Consider the following 22,937-nt stretch of genomic DNA (forward strand, 5'->3'; position numbering starts at 1 on the left):
TTACCACAACATATTGTGGTCTTCCGAATCAAACTCGTTTGCTGCGCAAATCTTGTTTTCCGCTCCACGTGCTCCGGTGAAGCCCTTGTTGGTCGGAGGATACCACCACCGACGTGGCCTTGAACGCACAGCAGCGAGTCGCTTGACCCCCACGCTCTCGCGTCGTCTCGTCAGGTCCATGGAACGCAAGACCGCCGCCGATTTCGATCAGGAGCTCCTCGATCTTTACGACTACTACGTTCACGGCCGGCTCGATCGCCGTGAGTTCATGGATCGCGCGGCCAAGTTCGCCGTCGGCGGTCTCACCGTCGCCAGTCTGATGGGTCTGCTCAACCCACAATATGCGCTCGCCGAACAGGTCCCGCCCGACGACGACCGCATCCACACGGAACGCCTCGATTACGCGTCCCCCGACGGCCACGGCGCGATGCAGGGTCTGCTGGCCCGCCCCGCTCAGCCGACGGGTCCGCTGCCCGCGGTGTTGGTCGTCCATGAGAACCGCGGCCTCAACCCCTACATCGAGGACGTTACCCGCCGCCTCGCCCTGGCCGGCTTTCTGGCCTTTGCCCCCGACGCTTTGTATCCACTGGGTGGTTACCCCGGCAACGACGACGAAGGCCGCACCATGCAACGCGAACTCGATCGCGCCAAAATCGTGGAGGACTTCATCGCCGCCGCGCAGCTCCTTGACGCCCACGAACTCGGCAACGGCCGGGTTGGCGTTGTGGGCTTCTGCTTTGGCGGCTACGTCAGCAACACGCTCGCGTGGCGCATTCCCGACGTAATCAACGCCGCCGCCCCCTACTACGGCGGCCAGCCCAATGCCGAGGAGACGGCCCGGATCAAAGCGCCGTTGCTCATCCACTACGGAGAATTGGACAAACGGGTAAACGCCGGTTGGCCCGACTACGAGACGGCCCTCAAGGCCAACAACGTCGACTATACGATGCACATGTATCCGGGCGTTAACCACGGTTTCCACAACGACACCACCCCGCGCTACGACGAAAAGGCGGCAGAGCTTTCCTGGACGCGCACCGTCGCATTTTTCAACGAACACCTGCGCGGTTAATCCCGTAGTTCGCGCGAACATTCCGCCCGTTCCCTTTTATCCTAATTAAGGTAGTTCACAGAAGGTAACAAAGTTAACAAAGCGTTGTAAAAACGTGAGTTAAATCGAGTAAACTGCATAGCATCCAACTCACCTTACGGGTGAATGAATTGATGCCCATAATCGCCTGCAACTCGTTCCAGCTTCGTGCTCTTCGTTGCCTTTTGTAAAATCCAACTGCGGAATTTAGGCTCATCTGGGTAGGAGCGAGCTTGCTCGCGATAGCATCTGCCTCACACCGCCGACACGCCGTGTTCATCGCGCGCCAGCACGCTCCTACCGATCGACGCAGTCGGTGCGGACCGGGTGGAACCGGTCCCTCCGGCAGGACGATTCCCGCTATTCGGCTGCGCCGAAAATCCGCGTCGGTTTGCCGTCGAGACTGGTTTGGTTTTTCTCCGTCCAATAATCGCGGATACCTTCCGGACCTTTTTTCGTCGCCCAGTCACTGAGCAGCGACCGGTCCGCTTTATACTCCAGGTTGGGCACCGCCATGCCACACGAGGTTTGCACGAGATCGACGGTCAGATCGAACATCTGGCGCGCGCCGGGCAACGGATTGAATTGGCCGTAGAGCTCCGCCCATTCCGGGTCGCGCGGATGCACCGCCTTCGCGTTGCCGTAGAGGCGCAGAATCAACGGCGCGCCGACCATCGCACAAAACATGATCGTCATGCGCGACTGCTCCAAGAGGTGCGCCGCCGTTTCGTTGCCGCTGCCGGTGACGTTGAGCCAGATGACGCGGTTCGCGCTCAGCACGCGCAACGAGTCCATGCCCTTCGGCGACACGTTGACCCGCGTATCGACGCCGGCCGTGCCGACAAAGAAAATCTTTTGCTCCCGAATGAACGCGACCTGCTTCTCGGGAATGGCGGTGTATTGCTGGCCCATGGGAGAAGATCGTGGGGAAGTGCGGCCCAAAACGCAGGTTTGTTTTCACCGGAGGGACGACTTCCACGTCGTCCGCATTATGCTGGGATTCAGTCGGTCAGATGAAACGCGGACCGGGCGGAACCGTTCCCTCCGCCAAACGTGTGATCCGTTTACTTTTTGTTGAGGCGGACGTCCATCCAGACAGCGAGCACGAGCACGGTGCCGCGGGCGATGAACTTGATCGCAGGGTCGGCCGAGATGAGCGTGAGGCCGTTGATCAGGCTCGCCATGATGAGTGAGCCGAACATTACGCCCATGACCGTGCCGCGACCGCCTTTGAGGCTCACGCCGCCGATTACACAGGCCGCGATGGCGTCGAGTTCCATGAGTTGTCCGACGGCCGTCGTCGAGTAACCGGTTTTCGCAGTTTGCAGGAATCCCGTGATCGCCACGAGTCCGCCCGCGATGGCGAAGGCCGTCACCACGGTGCGGTTAACTGGCACGCCCGAGACAAACGCCGCTTCTTCGTTGCCGCCGATGGCATAGAGGTAACGGCCGAAGGAGGTGTGCTGCGTGAGCACGTAAATCCCAAACGCGATGCCGCACAGAATGATCACCGACATCGGCACGCCGCGGAACATGTTGAGCACGACCACGACGATGAAGAGCCCGATGGCTTGCATCATGAATTTGTAGAACGCGACCTCCTGATCCTCGACCGCGAAGTTGTGCCGCCGACGCGATGCCCGGCTTTTCAGCGTCGCCACCGCGAGCGCCGCCGACACCCCGAAAGCGAGCAGATAACCCATGGCGGGCGACAGGTAAAAATCGGTGAGCAGCGAGTAGAGGTTGGTCTGGCCACCGAGCACGACCGGCACGGTCGAGACGTCGATCACGAGCCAGAAGATGCCTTTAAAAATCAACAGGCCGCCGAGCGTGATGATAAACGCCGGGATGTTCTGCGAGACGATGAACTTACCCATGCCGGCCCAGAGCAAAATGCCCGCGAGCAGCGACACGCCGAGGGCGGCCGGAGCCGGCCATCCGAACCACGTGGTGAGCACGGCGGCCAATCCACCGAACAGGCCCACGCCGCTGCCGATCGCGAGGTCGATGTGACCGCACAGGATGATGAGCAACACGCCGAGCGCCGCGACCGCCGTGGTCGACATCTCGATGGCGAGCAGCGACAGGTTGCGCGACTCGATGTAGCTCGGCGATAGCACGGTGAAGAATCCCCAGATGCCAACAATGGCCAGGAAGAGCGAAAAATCGCGGAGGGAAATTTGCTTGGTCATGAGGTAACAGGGGTCGAAGACGTGGCGGGCGCGGTGTCGGCCCCGATGGCCGCCGCGAGCAGTTTTTCCTGACTGAAGTCGGCGCGCGCAAAGGTTCCGCCCACGCGGCCTTCGGCGAGCATAATAATGCGGTCACTCAAGCCCATCAGCTCGGGCATCTCGCTGGACACGAGCACGACGGCTTTGCCGCGCGATTTGAGCGCGTTGATGAGTTCGTAGACTTCGAGTTTCGCCCCGACATCGATGCCGCGGGTGGGCTCGTCGAGGAAGATGACATCGGGCTCGCAGAGGAGCGCCTTGCCGAGCACGACCTTTTGCTGATTACCGCCGGAGAGCGTGCCGGTCTCGGTTTCGATCGTCGGCGCCTTGACGCGGAGTTGGCGGGAAATCTCTTCGTTGCGCCGCACCTCCTGGTTCACATCGACCATGCCGCTGCGGCGTGTGACCTTGCCGAGCGAGGCGAGGCTGAAGTTGAAGCTGTTGCTCTGGTCGAGCACGAGGCCGTAGCGCTTGCGGTCTTCCGTCACCATGACGAGGCCGGCGCGGATGGCGTCCTGCGGGGTGGCCGGGTTAAAAGGCTGACCCCGGTAGTTCACGGTGCCGCCGGTGCGCGTGCCATCGGCCCCGAGCACGTTCATGAGCAACTCGGATCGGCCGGCGCCCATCAAGCCGCCGAGCCCGAGCACTTCGCCGCGACGCAGATTGAGCGAAACCGATTTCACGATGTCGCGGCCATCCTCGTCCTGCACGGTGAGGTCGTCGACCCGCAGGATTTCTTCGCCCGCGTTGGCTGGCACGAACGGAAACAGATCCTCGATCTCGCGGCCGACCATGTTGCGAATGACTTCGTTTTGATCGGTCGCGGCGGCGTCGAGCGTGACGATGCTTTTGCCGTCGCGCAGCACGGTGATGCGATCGCTGATGGCGAAGACCTCGTCGAGCTTGTGGGAAATGTAAATGCAGGCGATGCCGCGGGCGCGGATCTCGCGCACCATATTGAGCAGGATCTCGACCTCGCGTTCGGTGAGCGCGGCCGTGGGCTCGTCGAGGATCAGAATGTGCGACTCCTTTTTGAGCGCCTTCACGATTTCGACCAACTGTTGTTTGCCCACGCCGAGGTTGCCCACGCGCTCGGCCGGATCGATGTCGATACCGAAGCGGCCCAGCAGCTCGGCGGCATCGGCATACATGCGGTCCCAATCGATGAAACCAAACCGCGTCGGCTCGTGCCCGAGGTAAATGTTTTCGGCGACGGTCATGTCGCTCACGAGCGCGAGTTCCTGATAGATCACCGCGACACCCGCCGCTTCGGCATCAGCGATGCCTTTGAAACGTGCCTCGTTGTCGTCGACGTAGAACGCTCCCTCGTAGGAGCCGGTCGCCCAGATGCCGGAAAGCGTTTTGATGAGGGTGGATTTGCCGGCTCCGTTTTCACCACACAGCGAATGCACCTCACCGCGGCGAAGGTCGAAGCTCACATCTTCCAGGGCTTTAACGCCGGGAAACGTTTTGGTGATGCGGTCGGCGCGGAGGACGAGCGAGTCGGACATGGCGGCAGCGGAATGGCGGCGAAACTTAAACGCGGGCGATCGCGCCGATCAGGGACGAGGCGGACGTTGGTTTTCCGGAACGGTTTTGTAGACCTCGTCGTAGGGGTGAAAACCATCCGCGATGATGGTCTCCATCATGTTCTCCTTGGTGACGTTTTTGATCTCGGCCATGGCCATGGGAATCATGCCCGCTTTGTTGTCGATTTCTGCCTGCACCACGAGAGGTTTGCCGGTGGCCAACTTCATGGCCATCTCGGCTGCCATGCGGGCGAGCGCGGGCAGCGGCTTGTAGACGGTTTGGTCCTGAGTGCCGGCGACAATGCGTTGGCAGGCGACGAGGTCGGCGTCCTGGCCGGTGACGAGCACCTTGCCGGTGAGGCCCTCTTCTTCGAGTGCTTTGACGGCGCCGTTGGAGAGCACGTCGGCCGAAGCGAGAATGCCGTGGATGTCGTGGCCGTGGAGCGTGATGGCGGCATTGACGATGCGCTTGGCGTTCACGCCCTCCCAGTTGTCGCACCAGTCCTCGTGGATGATCTCGATCTCACCGGCGGCGACGAGGGGCATGAGCACCTGATCCTGACCCTCTTTGAAGAGGAAGGCGTTGTTGTCGGTTTTGGAGCCGAGCAGGCGAATGATTTTCGGTTTCTTGACGCCCTTGGCCTTGAGGGTGTCGACGAGGTAGTTGGCCTGCAGCACGCCGACCTTCACGTTGTCGAACGTGGCATAGACATCGAGTTTGTCGGTGCCGGTGATGAGACGGTCGTAACTGATAGTGGGAATGCCCTCGGCGGCGGCCATCTCGACGCCCTTGGCCATGACGGCGCCGTCGTGCGGGATGATGACCATGGCTCCCACGCGTTGCGTGATGAGCGCCTCGACGTCCTTGATCTGCTGGGTGTCGTTGGAATCGGCGACGCGCACGGTGACCTCACCACCGAGTTCCTCGACGCGCTTGGTGAAGGCCTCCTGGTCTTTCTTCCAACGCGGGCCGCGCGTCTCATCCATGGACAAGCCGATGAGGATTTTGCGGTCTTCCGAGGCGGCAACATCGCCGGAACCGCGTTGGGCCAGCAAAAGTCCGAGCGCGACGCTCATGACCAAGCATACGAGGAGTAAACCAATTCGTAGTTTCATAGGGGAAAAAGGGTGCCGGGGTTCCAGCTCCGGCTTCGAGCCGGAACATACGCGTGGGGGTCGGGAACGGACGTTGAGCAACCGAGTTTCATGAATCCAGCGCAATGCGCCGGTTTTTGAAATGGATTTCCATTCCCGTTATGTGAGCACAGTTGAATTACCCCGCGATCTCCAGCTGCGCGTCGCCCGCTTTGTCGGGCGTGAGGTGCCAGGAGGTATCGACGATTTTGGCGAGAAACGCCTCGTCGTGACTCACCAACAACATCGCACAGGGGCAGTCCGCCAAGGCCTCTTCCAGACACAGGATGCTGGGCAGGTCCATGTGGTTGGTGGGCTCGTCCATCACAATGAGGTGCGGGCCGCGCACGATACCGAGCGCGAGCAGGAGTTTACGCACTTCGCCCGGACTGGGGAGCGCGCTTTCGAGTAGTCGCCCCGGCCGCGAACCGAGCCGGCTTATTGTCGTCATGATCCGTCCCCGCTCGTCGTTGGGCAGGCATTTGACCGATTCGAGCAGCGCTCGCGAATCCTCGGCGGATATCTCCTGCGGCACCGTCACGCATTTCTCCTCCGGTAACTGCAAATGCGTGAGCAGGTGCTTCACGAGCGTGCTCTTTCCCAAGCCGTTGGCGCCGGTCAGCGCGATGCGACTCGTGCCGCCGATCGCCAAATCGGGAAAATGCAGCTGACGGCCGTCGTCACCCAGCGGCAGACTTCCCGCCGGCAAACGCAGCAGAAAATCCCGCGGCATGAACGATGCACCATCCACCCAGATACCGGTCTCGTAGCGCTTCTTCACCTCGATGCCAGCGCGTTGCTGGGACATCTTGTCGGCGCGCTGATTCATCTGCGCGACCATTTTGCCGGCGTAGGCGTCCTTGCCACTGACCTTGGCGAGGTTGCGCTTGGCACGGCCATCGTGGTCGTGGATCGGAATCTTCTTCTGCTTCGAACCGCGCATGGCCGATGACTTCTGATCGGCGACCACGCGACGGCGTTGCGCCTCGGCCTTGAGTCGGCTTTCCGTGTGGCGCAGCGCGTCGTTGGCGCTGCGCGCGGACGCCTCCTCGTTATCCTGCTGAGCCAGCGCCGCGGTCACCCCGCCGGGACGCAGCACGGCCGACGGCGGATCGATCAGCACACACTGCGAGCACAACTCGTCCAGCAACGCGCGGTCGTGGCTCACCAGCAACCCAATGCCGCCAAACTCCTGCAGCGCGCGCACGAGCAGGCGCCGCGCATCGGCGTCGATGTGATTGGTCGGCTCGTCGAGCGCCAGCACCGCCGGTTCACGCCACAACGCGACGGCGATCTGCGCCCGCTTGCGCTCCCCGTGGCTCAAGGTCTCCCAGCGCTCCGGCCAGTCCTCGACCACGCGCAGACGCGCTTTGAGCACAGTGGCGTCGGGTGCCCAGATAAAATCCTCAAACTGCTCGGGCGGATCGTCGGTCCGTTGCGCCACATACAACGCCGGCCCTGACCGCTGCACCAAGCCGCCATGCGCCTCGAGTTCACCGGTGACGACCTTTAGCAGGGTGGTTTTACCCGCGCCATTGGGACCCACGATGCCGGTCCAACCGAACGGAAACTGCACCGTCAAATCGGTAAACAGGGGCATCGTCATCCCCGGATGAGAGAATTCGACCGACTGAAGGGTTAGCTGCGCAGACGCCATACGGCGACATCGTGATAGAGCCCGATTCGCCCGCAACGCCGTAGTTTTTAACCACGTTTCGAGCCAAGCGACCGGCCTGACATGGACACGGATATCCTCACCAGAACTCGGCGTGAATCGTTTCTTGAAATTAATATAACGTTATCTAACGTTTTATTTAAATGCCTTATGAATCGCTAGATCGTGATCGCCTTACCCAAGCGCTGCAACGCTTGGGTCAATTGGCGGTGGGCGAAGGCATCGAGCTGGAACTTTCGATTTACGGCGGGGCGGTCTTCACTTTGGTCTACGGATCACGCGACAGCACCAAGGACGTGGATGCCTTGATTCGGCCGGTCGAGGTGGGGCACCGTTTGGCCCGGCAAGTCGCGCGCGAACAGGAATTGCCGGACGACTGGATCAACGGCGACGTCGCCCTGTTCCTCGCCAAACGTGAAGCCAAGCGCCCCTTGTCTGGCGTTTCTTTTGGCCCTGGCCTCATCGTCACAGTGCCAACAGCCGCCTACCTGCTGGCACTGAAGCTACGAGCCTGCCGACCTGCCTTGCCCGGCTACCCAGGTGACGAACCCGATATCCAATTTCTCATTGGGAAAATGAAACCGGCGTCCCTCACCGAGGTTGAGTCGATTTTTGCCCGCTTCTTTCCTCAAGACGTGCTCACCGACACCGCGGTTGAAATCGTCGAAGCCGCCCTGCGCGAAGTCACTTGAACACCGCCATGCAACCCCGTCCCTCAACCTTGGCCGAAGTGGCTGATCGCGCCAGTTCGCTGGAGCACTTCGGCCGGGAACTCGCAGACTGGTTGCACACGGTGCGAGGCTTGGGCTCGCGTCCGGCGCTGGGCCAAACGATCGCGGAGCGCCCGCGCCTGCTGGCCCGCAAGTTTCCGGAAGGCGCACTCGCCGATGCCACGCTGGCGGCCTACGCCGACTATTTGGCTGAGCGCATCCGCATCGCGCCTCCGCGCTGGTGCTTCGAGCCTGAACGTATCTCGCCCGACCCGTGGTTTGGTGTCGACGGTCCGCGGTCGCGCCGGTTTGCCCTGCGCGACAGCCCGCCCGCCTTCAAACGCCGCAACCTCTTCACGCCCAATCCAGACTTGCCCGTCCGCCTGCGACGAGGCCGCCCGCCGGTTTCATTGGAAACCAAACGCGCCAATAACCGAGCCCGTCAGCGACGCTTCCAACTACGTCGAAAGGCACTGCTGTCGGATCTGCTCCAGCGCGCCATTCCCAACGACGAATCCACCTAAACTCGTAGTTGGATCGTGACACAATCAAGCGGGATTCCCGCCGGGATTCACCGACCGAGCTTTGTGAAACCGACAACGCGTCCGGAACCATTCAGCCCCGGCCCATCCGCGCTTTCCTCCAACCTAAATGTTCGTATTATGAACTTTGAGATCGGGCCAACGCCTTCGCTCTAGCGTTGCTCGTTGGGCCGTAGACGGGGAATTCGCCGCCAGAAGTTCCACCATGGCGGGTGCACGATCTCGCGTAGATAGTCTTGGTCCGTTTCGACGCTCAGGCTTGAAAGGTGAAGCGGCTGACCAGCCAGTGACCTTGCGGTTTGGCGAAGGTCATTTCGAAACGGCCGGACTCCCAGCGCACAGTGGAGGATTGGCCCTGCAAGCGGGCCATAGTTTCGAGGGTGGATTCCAATCTGAACGGTGTGCTGATTTCGACCTGCGAGTGACAGGTGGCATGAGCAACAAACTCGTTTTCGTTGATTGTCACCTCATCGTGGATACAATCAGCGGGCTGGCGAACGTCGGTGATCGATTCAGCGGGCTCGCGCGGGTCGAGAGGGTTGTGCGCGGCTGCAAAGACGATTCCCGGCAAAGCCACTTCGGCGTCGGGCGTGCAGAGTTCGGCGAGTGCGCCGTATGCGCCCCGCGCCACCATACCGATGCAGGTGCGTTGCAGTTCGCGGATCGCTGCTTGGTCGGTCAGTCGCGCCAAGGTTTGCTGCAAGTGCTGCAGCTCTGAAGCGTCGTCCGGACGGGCGGTTTCCAGCAAACGCGGGCCGGCCAACGCCGTCGCCGATGCCAGGCCCGCGCCCAAGACGGCCCCACCTTTAACGAGGAAGTTGCGACGCGTGGTGTTGATGGACGGTTGCTCATTCATGGCGGTATTCCTCAGACGTTGCGGGGGACCAAACCGAGGTATTTTTCGACGTTGAATTTGCCGGCATGGCGGGCGCGAGCACCGACGACTTTGAGGCTCAGGCCGTCCGGTCCGACGGCGTAGTCGAAGCCCGCGTTGTTCATGGTGCGCCGATTGAAACAAATCACTCCGAGCGTGCCGTTGCAGGCTTCCTCCACCCACGCCATGATGAACACATCTTCGCGCAGCTTGGCATACCAGCCGGGGGAGCTCCACTGCATGCCACCGGAGCCGTCGGTGAGGAAGATCAACCAGGAGTAGGTGGTCGGCGTCGTATACAAATGCATCGACGTCATGCCCGGGCTGCCCGGTTGGTAATTCCACGTGACGGCTTCGCCCACGAGTTCGTCGGTCCAGTGGTGACGCTGGTAAGTGGGTGGCGTGATGCCCTCCATTTCCAGCACGCCAAAATGAAAATGCGGCGTGGTCTCGTTGTTGCGAAACGGGGTGCCGGTTTCGCCGATGATGCAGGTGCTCAGGCCGTTCTTCAGGTCGAGTGCGACCATGGCGCATTGGCGCGGAAACGCCTCATCCAGCAGGTGGGCAAAGAAGTAGAGTTCGCCGTCCGGCTCATACATTTCATACCACGCCTCCCGCCAGTTCGCGTCGCCCTCATAGCGCCAACGCAGTTGAGTGCCGCTGGTGAAATCGTAGGCGATCACCGGTCCGCCGTTGTCCATGCGCACGGTGAGTTGGCGGCCGACAAAGCGCATGATCTGGGGGCCCTTGTAACCGCTCATGCCGCGCGAGGTGCTGCCCTCGCCGTTGTTGAACGCCTTCGCGTGATGGAAAACTTGGTCGCGCACCTCAGCATCGGTCATGACCGGAAACGTATCGAGCGGGCGATACACCAATCGTTGCCCTCTGATCTCCGGACGCCCCCGGTCGCCCCACGCGATCTCCTCGCCGTTGTTGCCAAAAACCTCAAACGACGCGATCTGGCCGGTGACTTCGCCGGAGCCTCGATAGAGGTGGTATTCGAGGACGTCCTTTTCGTTAAACCCCAGACGCACGCCAACCTGGGCTACGTCGAAGAGGTCGACCACATGCAACGTGAAGATGCCCGACAACTCGGCCTCCACGCGGGAATAGACGAATTGATGCTCATTGATCATGATGTAGTCGGACGGACTGCACACGGTCATCTCCCCGCCGAAACGAGTCAGCTCGACGAAGTTGGACGAGAGGATGGAGCAGTAGAACTCCAAGGTCTCGATGCCCGTATCCTGCTTCCAGTAGAGCCCCTTCCCTTCCAGCCGATTGGTGATGTGGTGCCGCGCGGCCGGAGCTTCCGCATCTGTTTTTACATACCCATAATACACCTGCCGCTGAACCTCCCGATGTTTCTGACCATTGGGAAAATCGAAAGGCTCGAGCTCGCGCGCTGCACGCACGGCATTGGTCAACGCGACATAGCCGCTGAACCACACCTCGAAAACCGTCACAAGCTGGGTCTCGCGATCAATGATCAGATTGAAGCCTTTCTGCGTCCCCGGCACCAGATGCGACACCAGCACCAACTGCTTCAACGCCAGCGCCCCATAGTCGGCGCGGACTCCGGCCGCGCCATTTTCCGCCACCGTGAGCTCGCGCCCGTCGTGAAACGTGTAGGACAGCGTGGGCCCGTCATCCGTGACGATGGTCAGCGTTTTCCCGGCTAAATCCTCGCTCGAAGTCGATGCGCTGTTGGGGCCCTTCCGCGTATCGCGCAACGCCGCGTCAATCTGGGTTTGGGATAGCTCCGTATAGGCGATCCGGTGCATCTGCAGGGGCTGATAGTGGCGCGTGTTCATGGGGTAGGCGGCAACGGGGCGAACGCATTCGCCGGTTGCGGCGAGTCGAATTGATTCGGCTCAATGTTTACTGATTTTGAAAGCGTTGAATCGCCCCAACTCCTACTATTGACGAATAACTGTAGCACTCGGTCGCCCTCTCTCCTAGCACTCCGGCTTCAGTCCCACTGCTTCAAGCTAAACGCCAAGTAGTTGTCCAACTCTCGCAGACTGCTAAACTGCGTTTTGTTGCGCTCGATCCGGGCGAGCACGGTTTCCATCGCAGCCACCAGTTTCAAGTAGTCCGCCCGGCGCGCGGCATTTGTCAGCGGACTGCCGTCCTTGGCCGCCGCCAAGGTGCGTTGCGGATAGTGCGCTTTGTAACCGGCGTAGTCGTCGCGAAAGTCCACCAGCGCAGCCGTGATCAACCCGCCCGTCTGCGCTCGCGCCATGCGATCGCGGGTAATCAACAGCACGGCCACGGCCGCCGCCGGAATCCGGTCATCGTTGGATTTGATTTTCAGAGCCATGGGCGTGCGTTTAATCGGGTTTGAGTTGAATCGAGCAACCCTCGATTCGATATCGCGGATAACGCCCCAGAGCGATCTTCAGTTTTTCGGTCGTAAAGGATGAAGCCTCAAGCGCGCCACCACCTGTTCCGCAACCGACCTCTGGTCATTATTTTTTGCGTTCCGCTTCATCCTCTCCCACCGTCTTTCGATCGCGAAAAAGGCGACCCTTGATGAATACCCCTCCCTCCCCCCGATCGACCTGCTGCTGGTGCAATTGGCAGGCCACTTTTTTCTTTGTAGCTATGGCTATGACCGGACACGGCTGGGCCCAAGATGACAGCCCGTTGATCGGCTCACCATGGTTGGATCAGGCCAACGACTACCCCGCCGAGGGATTTAGCGTCCAACAACATTTCGGAACACGCCTGCTGTGGCAGGAGTTTATTCCAACCGCGGATTTCGTGTCGAGAGTGGATCTAAACATCGCAGACGTCAGGGTGTGGCCCGCACTGACGGGGAACGTGGTCTTTACCTTGGAAAATAGCGACGGGGTGGAACTGAATAGTGTCACTATTCCCGTCGAACAGATCACGCCGGGATCATGGTTTTCGGTGCCCGTGCAAAGCGCAGTCACACCGGGTTCAGTTTACCGGCTCGTGATCAATCAAGGAGAAGTCCTGCCGTCCGTTCGGCATTTCAATATGATCAAGGCTACTACGGGCAGTGCGGACCCTTACCCAGGTGGGGAAACCTACTGGATGGGCACCGAAGCCGATCTACAGTTTCGCGTCTTTGGCCGCAGCCAAGCCAGCAAAGCCCACCGCCGCCAATTGGACAACGTCTCGGTTCGCCGCCTGCTATCGAGTGACTCCCGCATGATAACGGGATTCGTGATCGAGGGTCCCGGTCCCCGGCAGGTGATGATTCGAGGGATCGGTCCGAGTCTCCGGGAGTTCGGAGTGAACAACACGATGGACGATCCGGTTCTCACGGTATTCGACTCGTCCAATGAAATGGTCGCCCAGAACGACGATCATCCCAACTCCGATCTTCAAAACGAAATTCAGGCCGCGGTCGGGGCGTTCAGACTTACGGCCACTCAAGACGCTGCCATCGTCGCGACCCTCTCTCCCGGTGCTTACACGGCGCACCTTCGTTCGTCGGATGATTCGGGCGGCGACGCGTTAATCGAAGTCTATGATGCCACTGGTCTCACCGAAAATGGACCGACGGAAGACTTCGCGTCACGTCCGGTAAATCTATCCACCCGAAATCTGCTCGCCGCCAACGAGAAGCTGATCGTCGGCTTCGTCATCGGTTCCGACCGTTCGCGGCTGGTCATCGTTCGAGCCATCTCCCCCTCGCTGGCCGAATTCGGCGTTAGCCCCACCTTTGCCGAACCACGCTTTACGGTATTTGACGCTGCCGGCAACGTCGTCGCGGAGAACTATCGGTTTTGGGACAGAAACCCCGAACTCGTCGAAGCGATGCGCCGCGCCGGCGCATTCACTCCCACATCCGATAAAGAGGCTATGGTTTTACTGCCCTTGGCTCCGGGCGCTTACACCGTGCATGTCGAATCTTCCGATGGTTCCGCCGGTGAAGTATTGACGGAAATCTACGACGCCACCGACCTCAAATTTGACTGATGTTCGGACCGGCCAAGCACGGCGATCGCATTCACCTTCGCGCGCAAGCGAGAGTAATTCCCATGCCCGGTTCCGCGCTCGATTCGTCGGCAGCCCGCATTTCAGATTTCACGATCATTCCCGCCCCTCGTCCTTGACCTGGTGACGAGGGCACCAATCAGGACGAGGCTCCAGACTGCGGCGATGGCGATGGTGAAAATCTGGTAGTATTCCGGATCCGAAAGATTCGGGGTGAAGTATTTGAGCGCGGTGCCCGTGCCGTTGGTGCTCGCAAGGAGCACGAACGCCATGAGAACACTGCCACTGTTTTTAAACACCCACGTGTGGAGAAAACGAACTCCGGTCACGAAAGCGAAATGGAGCAGGATGGTGATAAGGGAAATCGGCATGCCGCTGATACTGGTTCCCGAACCCGCCCAAAACAGGGGCGTGTGCCAAAAGGTCCAAACCGTCCCCACCATGATACTCGTGGTAAAAACGCCACGCGTCTCAAGCAGGTGCGCGACGCCGAATCCGCGCCAGCCCAGTTCCTCCGCCAGCGGCCCAAAAACAATCGCGGTCAGGAAGAAGACCGGCAGCAGGACGACCACCAGATAGTTGATGTAATCCGTCTGCCCCCCGGTGAGAAAAAAGACCGCAATTCCGACGGCGTAGACCATGGGAACGGTGAAGAGTGCCGCCATCCACCATTTGCCGCCGGTTCTCCCGATCAAGAATTTGCGAAGCAGAGCCTTAACGACAAAGGACCCTCCATTGATTGCAGTAATCGTGATTGCAGAAACATTCGGGCCCACTCGACCGCCCTAAGCCCCACGCCCCCCACCCGAATCACGATCGAGAGCGGGGTTGCCCGATGAAACGGAACCGGTCCTATCGGCCCGGATGAAACGACGCGACTTTGTCCAAACTCTGGGCGTGGCCAGTGCGGCCGCATTGACCGGCCACCGCTTGAGTGCGTTGACACCAGCGACCGCCACGCCGCCGTTCACGATCTCGCTTTCACAGTGTGCCTTTCATCGCGCCATCTTCGGCGACGCCCGGGATGACTACGCCCACTTCACCGGGACTCTACACACCTCCCCGGACAATGTCTGGCGTGGCGACATGGACCCACGCGACATCGTTTGGCGTGCGCGCGAGCTGGGCGTGGGGGTCGTCGCTTGGTGAACATCCTTTGGCTGGGTCGCGGCCAAGATCGACCTTGGTTGAACGCGTTCAAATCAAAGGCTCGCGACGCCAACGTGACCTTCGGTGTTTTGATGTGCGATGAGCTCCCCCACATCGCCGCCGCACACCAAGCCGAGCGGGTAAAGAGCATCGCAGCCCACACCCGTTGGATGGAAACGACGGCGGAACTGGGTTGCCCCTTTCTACGCGTCAACCCCTACGGCGAAGGCACCTACTTGGAGCAATGCCAACGCGGCGCAGAGACGCTGCATACCCTGGCCGAACTCTCGGCGGACTACGGTCTGGAGATCCTGGTCGAGAACCCCACCGAGAAAGCCCTCGTCGCAGTCCATATGGTCTACCAGTCCGACGACGATCGCCCCCCCTCACACCTGAAACTCGCCGTCGCGGTAGATGACTTTCGTCGTGCCGTCGGTGAGGTGGGCGGTGACGGTGCGGTTACTGGTCGCGACGATGTCGGTGTGCACGACGGAGTTGTTGTAGCCCATCTCGGCCCATTGCGCTTCGGTCACGGTGGCGGGGTCACCGGTGAACGAGTCGCGGTAGGCGGAACCCACGGCGAGGTGGGTGTTGCCCCACTGGCCCCCGACATTCTCGTCGTAGAGGGTCTCACCCATGAACTTCGTGATGCGGGAGAAACGGCGGTCGGTGAGCGAAAACTCTCCGATCTTGTCGGCGTTTTCGACCGCGATCATTTCACGGAGCAGTGCCTCGCCTTTGGTGGCAGTAGCTTTGGTCACGACGCCGTCCTCAAATTCCAAATACGCACCTTCGATGAGCGAGCCGTAGCGGTAGAGCGGCTCGGTGAACTGGATGCGTCCCGTGGTGCCGCGCCAATCGGGTGAGATGAACAGCTCGAAGCTGGGGATGTTGCGGCCGGAGCCGCCGAGCCATTTGCGATCGGGACCGAGCTTGATCCAAATATCGGTATCGGCCGCCTCGACGTGGAGGCGGTCGATGGGCAGCGCATCGAGTTTGTCGCGCACGGCGTAGAGCTGCTCGTAGACAGCCTTCCACTTGTCCGCCGGGGAGTCCTCGGTGAGGTAGCAGGCGTCGATAATCTGCGCCCAGTAATCTTCGAGCGACATGCCCACTTCGTCGGCCATGGCCTGGGTGCCATACATTGCGAGCGTCCACGTGTAGTCACCGGCGCTTTCCTTGGCGCGGCGCCATTCCATGTAGGGCTTCAGGGCCTTTTGCACCGCCATGATCTTGGCCGTTGGAATGCCGGTGAGCTCCTGCTTGTCGGTCTCGGCCAGGATGGCGACGGTGTGGTCGATCTGGTCGACCGTGCCGCGATGGAAGGATTCGGCAAAAAAGGACAACTGGTCGTCACTGGCCAATTCGTAGAACTCGCGCGCGATGCCATCGGGCGTAAAGAACACGAGCGGATGCGCCCCGGCCTTGAGCACGGCGCGGCGCAGCGCGACGAGCAGCGGTTTGGCCACCTCGGGCACGCGCAATTGCACGACTTCGCCGGGTTTGACGCCCTCCCCGCTGTTAAGCGCGAAGTTGATCAAAACATCGGCATATTTATCGAGCAGGGCTTCCGAGGGTTGGTATGACATGCGTCGAACGTTGCGACCGCGTCATGAAGCGCAAGAGATGAGGCACGAGATTTGGGGCGGCGCGCTTCGCTTGCTTTGCGCGAGCGGTTGCGCGTCTCATATCCCTTCGCTCTCCGCCATGAAACGTGTCCCCAAAGAAATCCTCGTGCTCATCGCCATCTTCCTGGCGGGTATGAGCTATGTGCTGTGGTATGTGCACGACGCGAAAGCGAAACAGCGGCGGGAGGCGGAGGCAGTCGAACAAGGGCGGCCGTGAGGCTGAAGCAGACCAGCGTCGAGCAACTGCCTCACCACCGCGCGCCTGATGAAACCATTGGGCATAACGCCCAACCCACATCCGGATACTTGCCCGCCTTTCACGTGGGTCGGACTTTATGCCTGGTCGCACCTGGATGTTGCGGGAGCCTGCTGAACTGGTCCGTTCGGTAGGGACGATTGTGATCCGATTCACAGCCGCGCGGGGTTGCGATCCCGCGGTCGATCCATCCTGTTTCGATTTCTCTCCCGCCCACCATCATGGCCCGTCCCTCCGCAAACCAGACCGACAACGCCCGCGAACGGCTCCCGAAAGCCGACCTCGATCGGGATGGTCTGCGCGAAACGTGGTCACTCGCGACCTATGTGCGGCCTTACCGGGGCCGGTTTTTTTTCGGGCTGGGAGCGCTTTTCAGCAGTGCCTTGCTCGGCCTGTTGTTTCCATTGCTGGCCGGCGGCCTCATCGATGCCGCCATGCATGGCGGCCGGGCCACGCTGCCGTTCGTCGGGTCGCTCACGCTCAATCAGATCGCGCTCACGCTCGCGGTTTCCATTTTGCTGCAAGCGACCGGTTCGTTCAACAGTGCGTTGTCGTTTCATCGCGTCGGTCAAAGCGCCTTGGCCGATCTCCGCGCCGCCGCCTATGGCCGCCTGTTGGCACTCCCGATGACGTTCTTCGGCCAACGTCGGGTGGGAGAACTGGCCAGCCGCGTCTCGACGGACATCGCGCAGATCGAGGGCGCGCTCATTGATTCGCTGCCGCAACTATGCCGCCAGGCCGTTTTTCTCAGCGGGGGGCTCGTGCTGATCGCGGTCACGTCGTTGCCGCTCACGGCGGTGATGCTGGGCACCTTGCCACTGTTGATCGCCGCCGCCGTTTTCTTCGGCCGCCGCCTGCGCCGTTTTTCCCGCGATACGCAGGACCGCCTCGCCGACAGCCAGACCATTGTCGAGGAGACCCTGCAAGCGATTGCCAGCGTCAAGTCGTTCGCCAACGAGGCGTTTGAGCTCAATCGCTACGCCAAGGCCAATGGTGCAACCTTGGCGGCCGCGCTGCGGGCGGCACGGTGGCGGGCGGTGTTCGTCGCCTTCTTCATCGCGGCCCTCTTCGGCGGAATTCTCATCGTGCTCTGGTATGGCGCTCTGCAGCTGCAGGCGGGTGCGCTCACCGGCGGCGAGCTCACGCGTTTCGTGCTCTACACCACCTTCGTGGGCGGGGCGATGGCGCAGTCGGCGGAGTTGTTCAGCCAGATCCAGAAAACCGTCGGCGCCACGCAGCGCGTCCGCGAGATCCTCCGCGAACCCGTCGAGGACGAAGCCGCCATCCAGACCAACGACCCTTCTGCCGCTCCCGTCGAACGACTGCGGGGGGAGGTGACGTTTGAACGAGTGAGCTTCCATTATCCGGCACGCCCCGATGCGCCAGTGCTGCACGACGTCAACTTGGCGGCTCGTCCGGGCGAACGCATCGCGCTGGTCGGTCCCAGCGGCGCGGGCAAGTCCACCCTTACCGCCCTTTTGCTGCGCTTTTACGATCCCGAAACCGGCACGCTGTTAATCGATGGACGCGATGCCCGCACCTACCCGTTGCAGGCGTTGCGCAACCAGATGGCCCTCGTGCCTCAGGACGTGCTGCTGTTCGGCGGTTCGATCATGGAAAACATCGCGTATGGCCGCCCCGGGGCCGATGCCACGGCCGTCGAGGCCGCCGCGCGCCAGGCGAATGCCCACGAGTTCATCGCCGCCTTTCCCGAAGGCTACGCCACGCTGGTCGGCGACCGTGGTATCAAGCTGTCCGGCGGCCAACGCCAACGCATTGCCATCGCGCGGGCGCTGCTTAAGGACCCCGCCATTCTCATCCTCGATGAAGCCACCAGCTCCCTCGACAGCGAAAGCGAACGGCTGGTCCAGGACGCCCTCGACCACCTCATGCAAGGCCGCACGACCTTTGTGGTGGCGCATCGCCTGGCCACCATCCGCGACGTCGATCGCATTGCCGTGATCGATGGCGGTCGCGTTGTCGAAACCGGCACGCACGATGAGCTCTCGGTCCGCCCGGAAGGGCTCTACCGCCGCCTGAGCGCGCTGCAGTTCGGCGACACCAAAGTCGTCGAATAGAGCCGATCCGAGGGAGTGAATTGGCAGGTAATGTAGGGCGTTCGCTTGCGAATGCCGTAGCGGAGGGCCGGTGACGTCCTCGATCACCGGATACAAAAAAACGCCCCACTGCGATCGATCGCAGTGGGGCGCTGGCAGCTGTTTAAACGGATGCGATCAAGCGAGGTCGACGCGGTCGGCGTTCATCACCTTGTTCCAGGCGGCCACGAAGTCCTGCACGAACTTTCCTTGGGCGTCGCTGGAGGCGTAAACCTCGGCGAGGGCGCGCAGTTGGGAGTGCGAGCCGAAGACGAGATCCACGCGCGTCGCGGTCCACTTGACGTCACCGGTGACGCGGTCCTGCACTTCGAACATTTCCTCGGCGGGCGAGGTCGCCTTCATCTTGTTGCTCATGTCGAGCAGGTTGACGAAGAAGTCGTTGGTGAGCGTTTCCGGGCGGTCGGTGAACACACCATGTTGCGACTTGCCGTGATTGGCGTTGAGGACCCGCAAACCGCCGACGAGCACGGTCATTTCCGGCGCCGTCAACGTGAGGAGCTGCGCCCGGTCGACGAGCAATTGCTCGGTCGGGATGGTGTAGCGCGTCTGCTGATAGTTGCGGAAGCCATCCGTCGTGGGCTCAAGCGGCGCAAAGGACTCGGCGTCGGTTTGCTCCTGGGTGGCATCCGTGCGACCCGGCGTGAATGGCACCTCGATCTCTTGGCCACTCTTCTTCGCGGCGGCTTCGACGGCGGCGCATCCGCCGAGCACGATGAGGTCGGCGAGGGAGACTTTTTTGCCGTCGGATTGCGCGGCATTGAACTCGGCCTGAATGCCTTCGAGCGCCTTCAACACCTTGGCCAGTTTGCCGGGTTGGTTCACTTCCCAATCCTTCTGCGGCGCGAGGCGGATGCGCGCTCCATTGGCGCCACCGCGCTTGTCCGAGCCCCGGTAGGTCGAGGCCGAGGCCCAGGCCGTCGAAACGAGTTCCGAGATGGCGAGGCCGGAGTCGAGCAACTTCGCCTTGAGACCGGCGATGTCGTCGGCGTCGACCAGCGGGTGGTCCACGGAGGGCAGCGGGTCCTGCCAGATGAGGTCTTCGGCCGGAACTTCCGAGCCGAGGTAGAGGGCCTTGGGGCCCATGTCGCGGTGGGTCAGCTTGAACCAGGCGCGGGCAAAGGCGTCGGCGAACTGATCCGGGTTTTCCAAGAAGCGGCGGGAAATTTTTTCGTAAGCCGGGTCCATGCGCAGCGCGAGATCGGTGGTGAGCATCGTCGGGCGCTGTTTCTTCTCCGCGTCAAAGGCGTGAGGCACGGTGGCGTCGGCGTCCTTGGCTACCCACTGGTGAGCACCGGCGGGGCTCTTCTCGAGTTCCCATTCGTAGGCGAAGAGGTTTTCGAAGAAGTTGTTGCTCCACTGCGTCGGCGTGGTGGTCCAGGTGACTTCGAGGCCACTGGTGATGGCGTCGGCCCCTTTGCCACTGGCGTGACTGCTCGTCCACCCAAAGCCCTGTTCGGCCATGCCGGCAGCCTCAGGTTCTTTGCCCACGTGATCAGCCGAGTCGGCTCCGTGAGTCTTGCCAAAGGTGTGACCACCGGCGATGAGCGCGACGGTCTCTTCGTCGTTCATGGCCATGCGCTCGAACGTCACGCGGATGTCCTTGGCCGAGGCGAGCGGGTCGGGATTACCGTCCGGGCCTTCCGGATTAACGTAAATGAGTCCCATTTGGACGGCCGCGAGCGGGTCTTCGAGATCGCGATCGCCCGAGTAACGGCTGTGGGGATTGTCGCTGTGGGCGAGCCATTCTTTTTCGGCCCCCCAGTAAACATCTTCCTCGGGCTCCCAGACATCGGCGCGGCCGCCGCCGAAGCCGAAGGTTTTGAAGCCCATGGATTCGAGCGCGACGTTGCCGGTGAGGATCATGAGATCCGCCCACGAGAGACTGCGGCCGTATTTTTGTTTGATCGGCCAGAGCAGGCGGCGGGCCTTGTCGAGATTGGCGTTATCCGGCCAGCTGTTGAGCGGAGCAAAACGTTGCTGCCCGGCTCCCGCGCCGCCGCGACCATCGGCCGTGCGGTAGGTGCCGGCGCTGTGCCAGGCCATGCGGATGAAGAACGGACCGTAGTGACCGAAGTCGGCGGGCCACCACTCCTGCGAGTCGGTCATGAGCGCGGTGAGGTCCTGCTTCACGGCGGCCAGGTCGAGCTGTTTGAACGCCTCGGCGTAGTCGAAATCCGGGTCCATGGGATCGGACAAACCGGAGTTTTGGTGGAGCATCTTGAGGCTCAACTGATTGGGCCACCAATCGCGGTTGGAGTGGGCGCCGGCACTGGTCGGTTTCTGGGCCCCACCATGCAAGTGAGGGAACGGGCACTTTCCGCCGCTTTCGCTGCCGCGGGTGCTTTCGTTGAGGTCTTTGAGGACGGCTCCGTCGTGAGGGTTTTCCATAAAATTATCTGATGAGATTTTGAGGTGAAGTTAAAGGCTGTGATACGGGGATTTTGTTACGCCCCGGCAAAAAGTGAGGGACGACGGTGCGACGGGTCGCGCGGCGGGACAAGACGAGACGGCGTCAAACGGGCGCGGAGCATAACACGAAAATAGCCATCGATGGAAATTGTTATCCTTCATATAAACGATAGACAGCATCTATGGAAATCCATCAGCTGCGTTACTTCGTGGAAGTGGTGCGTATCGGCAACTTCACCCGGGCGGCCGAGCGTTGCCACGTGACGCAACCCACGTTGAGCCATCAGATCAAAAAACTGGAGGACGAGCTGGGAGAACCTCTGCTGCAACGGCGCAAAAAAGGGGTGGCGCCGACCCCCTTTGGCGAGCGCTTTCTCGTCCGTGCCACGACGGTGTTGCGGGAGCTCAACGAGGCGACGGCCGAAGCGAGCGCGTTCCGCTCCGAGGTGCAAGGCGTGCTGCGACTCGGCGCGATTCCGACGGTGGCGCCCTACCTGCTACCGCCGCTGCTGCACGCGGCCCGCGAACAGTTCCCGGCCCTGCGCTTCACCGTGAGCGAAGAGCCGACGGACGTGCTGTTGCAACAAATGCGACGCGGCGATCTGGACGCGGCCCTCGTGAGCCCGCCGATGCAAGGTGCCGAAGAATGGGGCATCGCCTCACTCCTCGAAGACGAGTTGCTCGCCACCCTGCCCGAAGGCCATGTGCTCGCCGCCAGCGCGACCGTTCCGCTGGCTCGCCTGGTCGCCGAACCACTGGTGTTGATGAAGGAGGCGCACTGCCTGCGCGGTCAGGCCTTGCAACTTTGCCGCGACGCCCGACTCGAAACGAATATCGCAATCGAAAGTTCGCAGTTGGAAACCGTGCTCGCGCTCGTCGAATCTGGCCTCGGCCTCTCGCTCACTCCGCGCATGGCCATCGCCCGCGCCGCGAGCCGCCCCGTGGTGTTTCGGTCGCTGGCCCCCAATCCGGTCTACCGCTCCATCGCCCTCGTCTGGCCGCGCCAAGCCACCCGCACCCACGCCTTCGACGCCTTCCTGCAACTCGCGCAAGAGACGCTGGCTGAATCGTTGAAGGAAAGGGAACCTGAGATAGAACAGTCCAGTGTCTCATTTTGAACTTTTGCTGTTCTACATTTTGTGAATTTTGACGATTTTCATCCCATGAAAACCATCACCGTTCGCGAGATGAAGGCTCACTGGTCGACGATCGAATCGCAGGTGCGTGACGGGGAAACGTTTGAGGTCGTGAACCGAGGAAAACCTACCGTTCACATCGGTCCGGCCACGCCCCGACGTATCTTAAAGTGGGACGATCATTTGGCCAGTGCCGTCCCGGTCTCGGGTCGCAGCGTGGCAACCACCATCGAGGCCGACCGCGAGGGACGCTGGTAGCGCCATGATTTACCTCGATACCAGCGCCTTCCTTAAGCTCTACGTGTTGGAGTCGGACTCGGCATCCGTTCAGCACTGCATCGAAGCGAGCTCATGGATATCTTCCGGAGACTCTGCGAGCACACGCCGAAACGGGGATGCCGCACGATGGATATTTTGCACGTGGCTTATGTCCGACTCTACCGCGTCGATGCTTTTGTGAGTTTTGATAAACGCCAAAAGCAGCT

Annotated in this window: 20 protein-coding genes and 1 pseudogene; 10 read left to right on the forward strand and 11 right to left on the reverse strand. The window is 61.3% G+C overall.

What is annotated here, in order from left to right; all coding sequences use genetic code 11:
- Positions 1-178 precede the first annotated feature (178 nt).
- Positions 179-1,072 (forward strand): dienelactone hydrolase family protein, encoded by an 894-nt coding sequence (locus tag PXH66_RS18190; protein ID WP_330931061.1) that lies wholly within the window; start codon positions 179-181, stop codon positions 1,070-1,072.
- Positions 1,073-1,450: 378 nt separating this feature from the next.
- Here PXH66_RS18190 and PXH66_RS18195 read toward each other — a convergent pair whose 3' ends face one another.
- From PXH66_RS18195 to PXH66_RS18215, 5 genes are all read right to left on the reverse strand, one after another.
- The gene (locus PXH66_RS18195; protein ID WP_330931060.1) at positions 1,451-2,002 is read right to left on the reverse strand and encodes a pyridoxamine 5'-phosphate oxidase family protein; all 552 of its coding nucleotides are present in this window, start codon (positions 2,000-2,002) and stop codon (positions 1,451-1,453) included.
- 152 nt (positions 2,003-2,154) lie between these two features.
- Entirely contained in the window at positions 2,155-3,282 is a 1,128-nt protein-coding gene (locus PXH66_RS18200; RefSeq protein WP_330931059.1) for a sugar ABC transporter permease, read from the reverse strand.
- Positions 3,279-4,832: a sugar ABC transporter ATP-binding protein gene (locus PXH66_RS18205; protein ID WP_330931058.1), complete on the reverse strand. Its 1,554-nt coding sequence runs from the start codon at positions 4,830-4,832 to the stop codon at positions 3,279-3,281. The genes PXH66_RS18200 and PXH66_RS18205 overlap by 4 nt, the downstream gene beginning before the upstream one ends.
- Positions 4,833-4,880: 48 nt before the next feature.
- The gene (locus PXH66_RS18210) at positions 4,881-5,966 is read right to left on the reverse strand and encodes a sugar ABC transporter substrate-binding protein (RefSeq protein ID WP_330931057.1); all 1,086 of its coding nucleotides are present in this window, start codon (positions 5,964-5,966) and stop codon (positions 4,881-4,883) included.
- 157 nt (positions 5,967-6,123) lie between these two features.
- Positions 6,124-7,584 (reverse strand): ATP-binding cassette domain-containing protein, encoded by a 1,461-nt coding sequence (locus PXH66_RS18215; protein WP_330931056.1) that lies wholly within the window; start codon positions 7,582-7,584, stop codon positions 6,124-6,126.
- A gap of 218 nt (positions 7,585-7,802) precedes the next feature.
- Here PXH66_RS18215 and PXH66_RS18220 point away from each other — a divergent pair, with 218 nt between their 5' ends.
- Positions 7,803-8,351, forward strand: coding sequence for a hypothetical protein (locus PXH66_RS18220; RefSeq protein ID WP_330931055.1), 549 nt, complete (start codon positions 7,803-7,805; stop codon positions 8,349-8,351).
- A gap of 8 nt (positions 8,352-8,359) precedes the next feature.
- Positions 8,360-8,893 carry a hypothetical protein gene (locus tag PXH66_RS18225; protein ID WP_330931054.1) on the forward strand — a complete coding sequence of 178 codons (534 nt, stop codon included), beginning with the start codon at positions 8,360-8,362 and terminating at the stop codon, positions 8,891-8,893.
- 271 nt (positions 8,894-9,164) lie between these two features.
- Here PXH66_RS18225 and PXH66_RS18230 read toward each other — a convergent pair whose 3' ends face one another.
- The 3 genes from PXH66_RS18230 to PXH66_RS18240 all read right to left on the reverse strand — a co-directional run bounded on the left by PXH66_RS18230 (position 9,165) and on the right by PXH66_RS18240 (position 12,108).
- Entirely contained in the window at positions 9,165-9,767 is a 603-nt protein-coding gene (locus PXH66_RS18230; protein ID WP_330931053.1) for a nuclear transport factor 2 family protein, read from the reverse strand.
- An 11-nt stretch (positions 9,768-9,778) separates the two neighbouring features.
- Entirely contained in the window at positions 9,779-11,599 is a 1,821-nt protein-coding gene (locus tag PXH66_RS18235) for a MoaF N-terminal domain-containing protein (RefSeq protein ID WP_330931052.1), read from the reverse strand.
- 158 nt (positions 11,600-11,757) lie between these two features.
- Positions 11,758-12,108 (reverse strand): hypothetical protein, encoded by a 351-nt coding sequence (locus PXH66_RS18240; RefSeq protein ID WP_330931051.1) that lies wholly within the window; start codon positions 12,106-12,108, stop codon positions 11,758-11,760.
- 284 nt (positions 12,109-12,392) lie between these two features.
- Here PXH66_RS18240 and PXH66_RS18245 point away from each other — a divergent pair, with 284 nt between their 5' ends.
- Entirely contained in the window at positions 12,393-13,739 is a 1,347-nt protein-coding gene (locus PXH66_RS18245; protein WP_330931050.1) for a hypothetical protein, read from the forward strand.
- A gap of 101 nt (positions 13,740-13,840) precedes the next feature.
- Here PXH66_RS18245 and PXH66_RS18250 read toward each other — a convergent pair whose 3' ends face one another.
- A complete protein-coding gene (locus tag PXH66_RS18250; protein ID WP_330931049.1) occupies positions 13,841-14,452 on the reverse strand; it encodes a CPBP family intramembrane glutamic endopeptidase in 612 nt (203 codons plus the stop codon).
- 169 nt (positions 14,453-14,621) lie between these two features.
- Here PXH66_RS18250 and PXH66_RS18255 point away from each other — a divergent pair, with 169 nt between their 5' ends.
- Positions 14,622-14,906 (forward strand): PHP domain-containing protein, encoded by a 285-nt coding sequence (locus tag PXH66_RS18255; RefSeq protein ID WP_330931048.1) that lies wholly within the window; start codon positions 14,622-14,624, stop codon positions 14,904-14,906.
- A gap of 92 nt (positions 14,907-14,998) precedes the next feature.
- Positions 14,999-15,172, forward strand: a pseudogene (locus tag PXH66_RS23235) (hypothetical protein); the annotation flags it as partial.
- 120 nt (positions 15,173-15,292) lie between these two features.
- Here PXH66_RS23235 and PXH66_RS18260 read toward each other — a convergent pair.
- Positions 15,293-16,495, reverse strand: coding sequence for an aminopeptidase (locus tag PXH66_RS18260; protein ID WP_330931047.1), 1,203 nt, complete (start codon positions 16,493-16,495; stop codon positions 15,293-15,295).
- A 118-nt stretch (positions 16,496-16,613) separates the two neighbouring features.
- Between PXH66_RS18260 and PXH66_RS18265 the strand changes: the two genes are divergently transcribed.
- Positions 16,614-16,751, forward strand: a complete 138-nt coding sequence (locus PXH66_RS18265; RefSeq protein WP_330931046.1) for a hypothetical protein — start codon at positions 16,614-16,616, stop codon at positions 16,749-16,751.
- Between the two features lie 260 nt (positions 16,752-17,011).
- Positions 17,012-18,868, forward strand: a complete 1,857-nt coding sequence (locus PXH66_RS18270) for an ABC transporter ATP-binding protein (RefSeq protein WP_330931045.1) — start codon at positions 17,012-17,014, stop codon at positions 18,866-18,868.
- Positions 18,869-19,024: 156 nt separating this feature from the next.
- Here the strand turns inward: PXH66_RS18270 and katG are convergent, their stop codons facing one another.
- Positions 19,025-21,295 (reverse strand): catalase/peroxidase HPI, encoded by a 2,271-nt coding sequence (katG, locus tag PXH66_RS18275; RefSeq protein WP_330931044.1) that lies wholly within the window; start codon positions 21,293-21,295, stop codon positions 19,025-19,027.
- Between the two features lie 203 nt (positions 21,296-21,498).
- Here katG and PXH66_RS18280 point away from each other — a divergent pair, with 203 nt between their 5' ends.
- Both PXH66_RS18280 and PXH66_RS18285 read left to right on the forward strand, forming a co-directional pair.
- Entirely contained in the window at positions 21,499-22,434 is a 936-nt protein-coding gene (locus PXH66_RS18280) for a LysR family transcriptional regulator (RefSeq protein ID WP_330931043.1), read from the forward strand.
- 45 nt (positions 22,435-22,479) lie between these two features.
- Positions 22,480-22,710 carry a type II toxin-antitoxin system Phd/YefM family antitoxin gene (locus tag PXH66_RS18285; protein WP_330931042.1) on the forward strand — a complete coding sequence of 77 codons (231 nt, stop codon included), beginning with the start codon at positions 22,480-22,482 and terminating at the stop codon, positions 22,708-22,710.
- Positions 22,711-22,937: the final 227 nt, after the last annotated feature.

It is taken from the genome of Synoicihabitans lomoniglobus, from assembly GCF_029023725.1.
Classification (GTDB): Bacteria; Verrucomicrobiota; Verrucomicrobiia; order Opitutales; family Opitutaceae; genus Actomonas; species Actomonas lomonigloba.

Coding starts and splice junctions, on each gene's coding strand:
- PXH66_RS18190 (WP_330931061.1), top strand. CDS start 179: ATGGAACGCAAGACCGCCGCCGATTTCGATCAGGAGCTCCTCGATCTT.
- PXH66_RS18195 (WP_330931060.1), bottom strand. CDS start 2,002: ATGGGCCAGCAATACACCGCCATTCCCGAGAAGCAGGTCGCGTTCATT.
- PXH66_RS18200 (WP_330931059.1), bottom strand. CDS start 3,282: ATGACCAAGCAAATTTCCCTCCGCGATTTTTCGCTCTTCCTGGCCATT.
- PXH66_RS18205 (WP_330931058.1), bottom strand. CDS start 4,832: ATGTCCGACTCGCTCGTCCTCCGCGCCGACCGCATCACCAAAACGTTT.
- PXH66_RS18210 (WP_330931057.1), bottom strand. CDS start 5,966: ATGAAACTACGAATTGGTTTACTCCTCGTATGCTTGGTCATGAGCGTC.
- PXH66_RS18215 (WP_330931056.1), bottom strand. CDS start 7,584: ATGCCCCTGTTTACCGATTTGACGGTGCAGTTTCCGTTCGGTTGGACC.
- PXH66_RS18220 (WP_330931055.1), top strand. CDS start 7,803: ATGCCTTATGAATCGCTAGATCGTGATCGCCTTACCCAAGCGCTGCAA.
- PXH66_RS18225 (WP_330931054.1), top strand. CDS start 8,360: ATGCAACCCCGTCCCTCAACCTTGGCCGAAGTGGCTGATCGCGCCAGT.
- PXH66_RS18230 (WP_330931053.1), bottom strand. CDS start 9,767: ATGAATGAGCAACCGTCCATCAACACCACGCGTCGCAACTTCCTCGTT.
- PXH66_RS18235 (WP_330931052.1), bottom strand. CDS start 11,599: ATGAACACGCGCCACTATCAGCCCCTGCAGATGCACCGGATCGCCTAT.
- PXH66_RS18240 (WP_330931051.1), bottom strand. CDS start 12,108: ATGGCTCTGAAAATCAAATCCAACGATGACCGGATTCCGGCGGCGGCC.
- PXH66_RS18245 (WP_330931050.1), top strand. CDS start 12,393: ATGGCTATGACCGGACACGGCTGGGCCCAAGATGACAGCCCGTTGATC.
- PXH66_RS18255 (WP_330931048.1), top strand. CDS start 14,622: ATGAAACGACGCGACTTTGTCCAAACTCTGGGCGTGGCCAGTGCGGCC.
- PXH66_RS18260 (WP_330931047.1), bottom strand. CDS start 16,495: ATGTCATACCAACCCTCGGAAGCCCTGCTCGATAAATATGCCGATGTT.
- PXH66_RS18265 (WP_330931046.1), top strand. CDS start 16,614: ATGAAACGTGTCCCCAAAGAAATCCTCGTGCTCATCGCCATCTTCCTG.
- PXH66_RS18270 (WP_330931045.1), top strand. CDS start 17,012: ATGGCCCGTCCCTCCGCAAACCAGACCGACAACGCCCGCGAACGGCTC.
- katG (WP_330931044.1), bottom strand. CDS start 21,295: ATGGAAAACCCTCACGACGGAGCCGTCCTCAAAGACCTCAACGAAAGC.
- PXH66_RS18280 (WP_330931043.1), top strand. CDS start 21,499: ATGGAAATCCATCAGCTGCGTTACTTCGTGGAAGTGGTGCGTATCGGC.
- PXH66_RS18285 (WP_330931042.1), top strand. CDS start 22,480: ATGAAAACCATCACCGTTCGCGAGATGAAGGCTCACTGGTCGACGATC.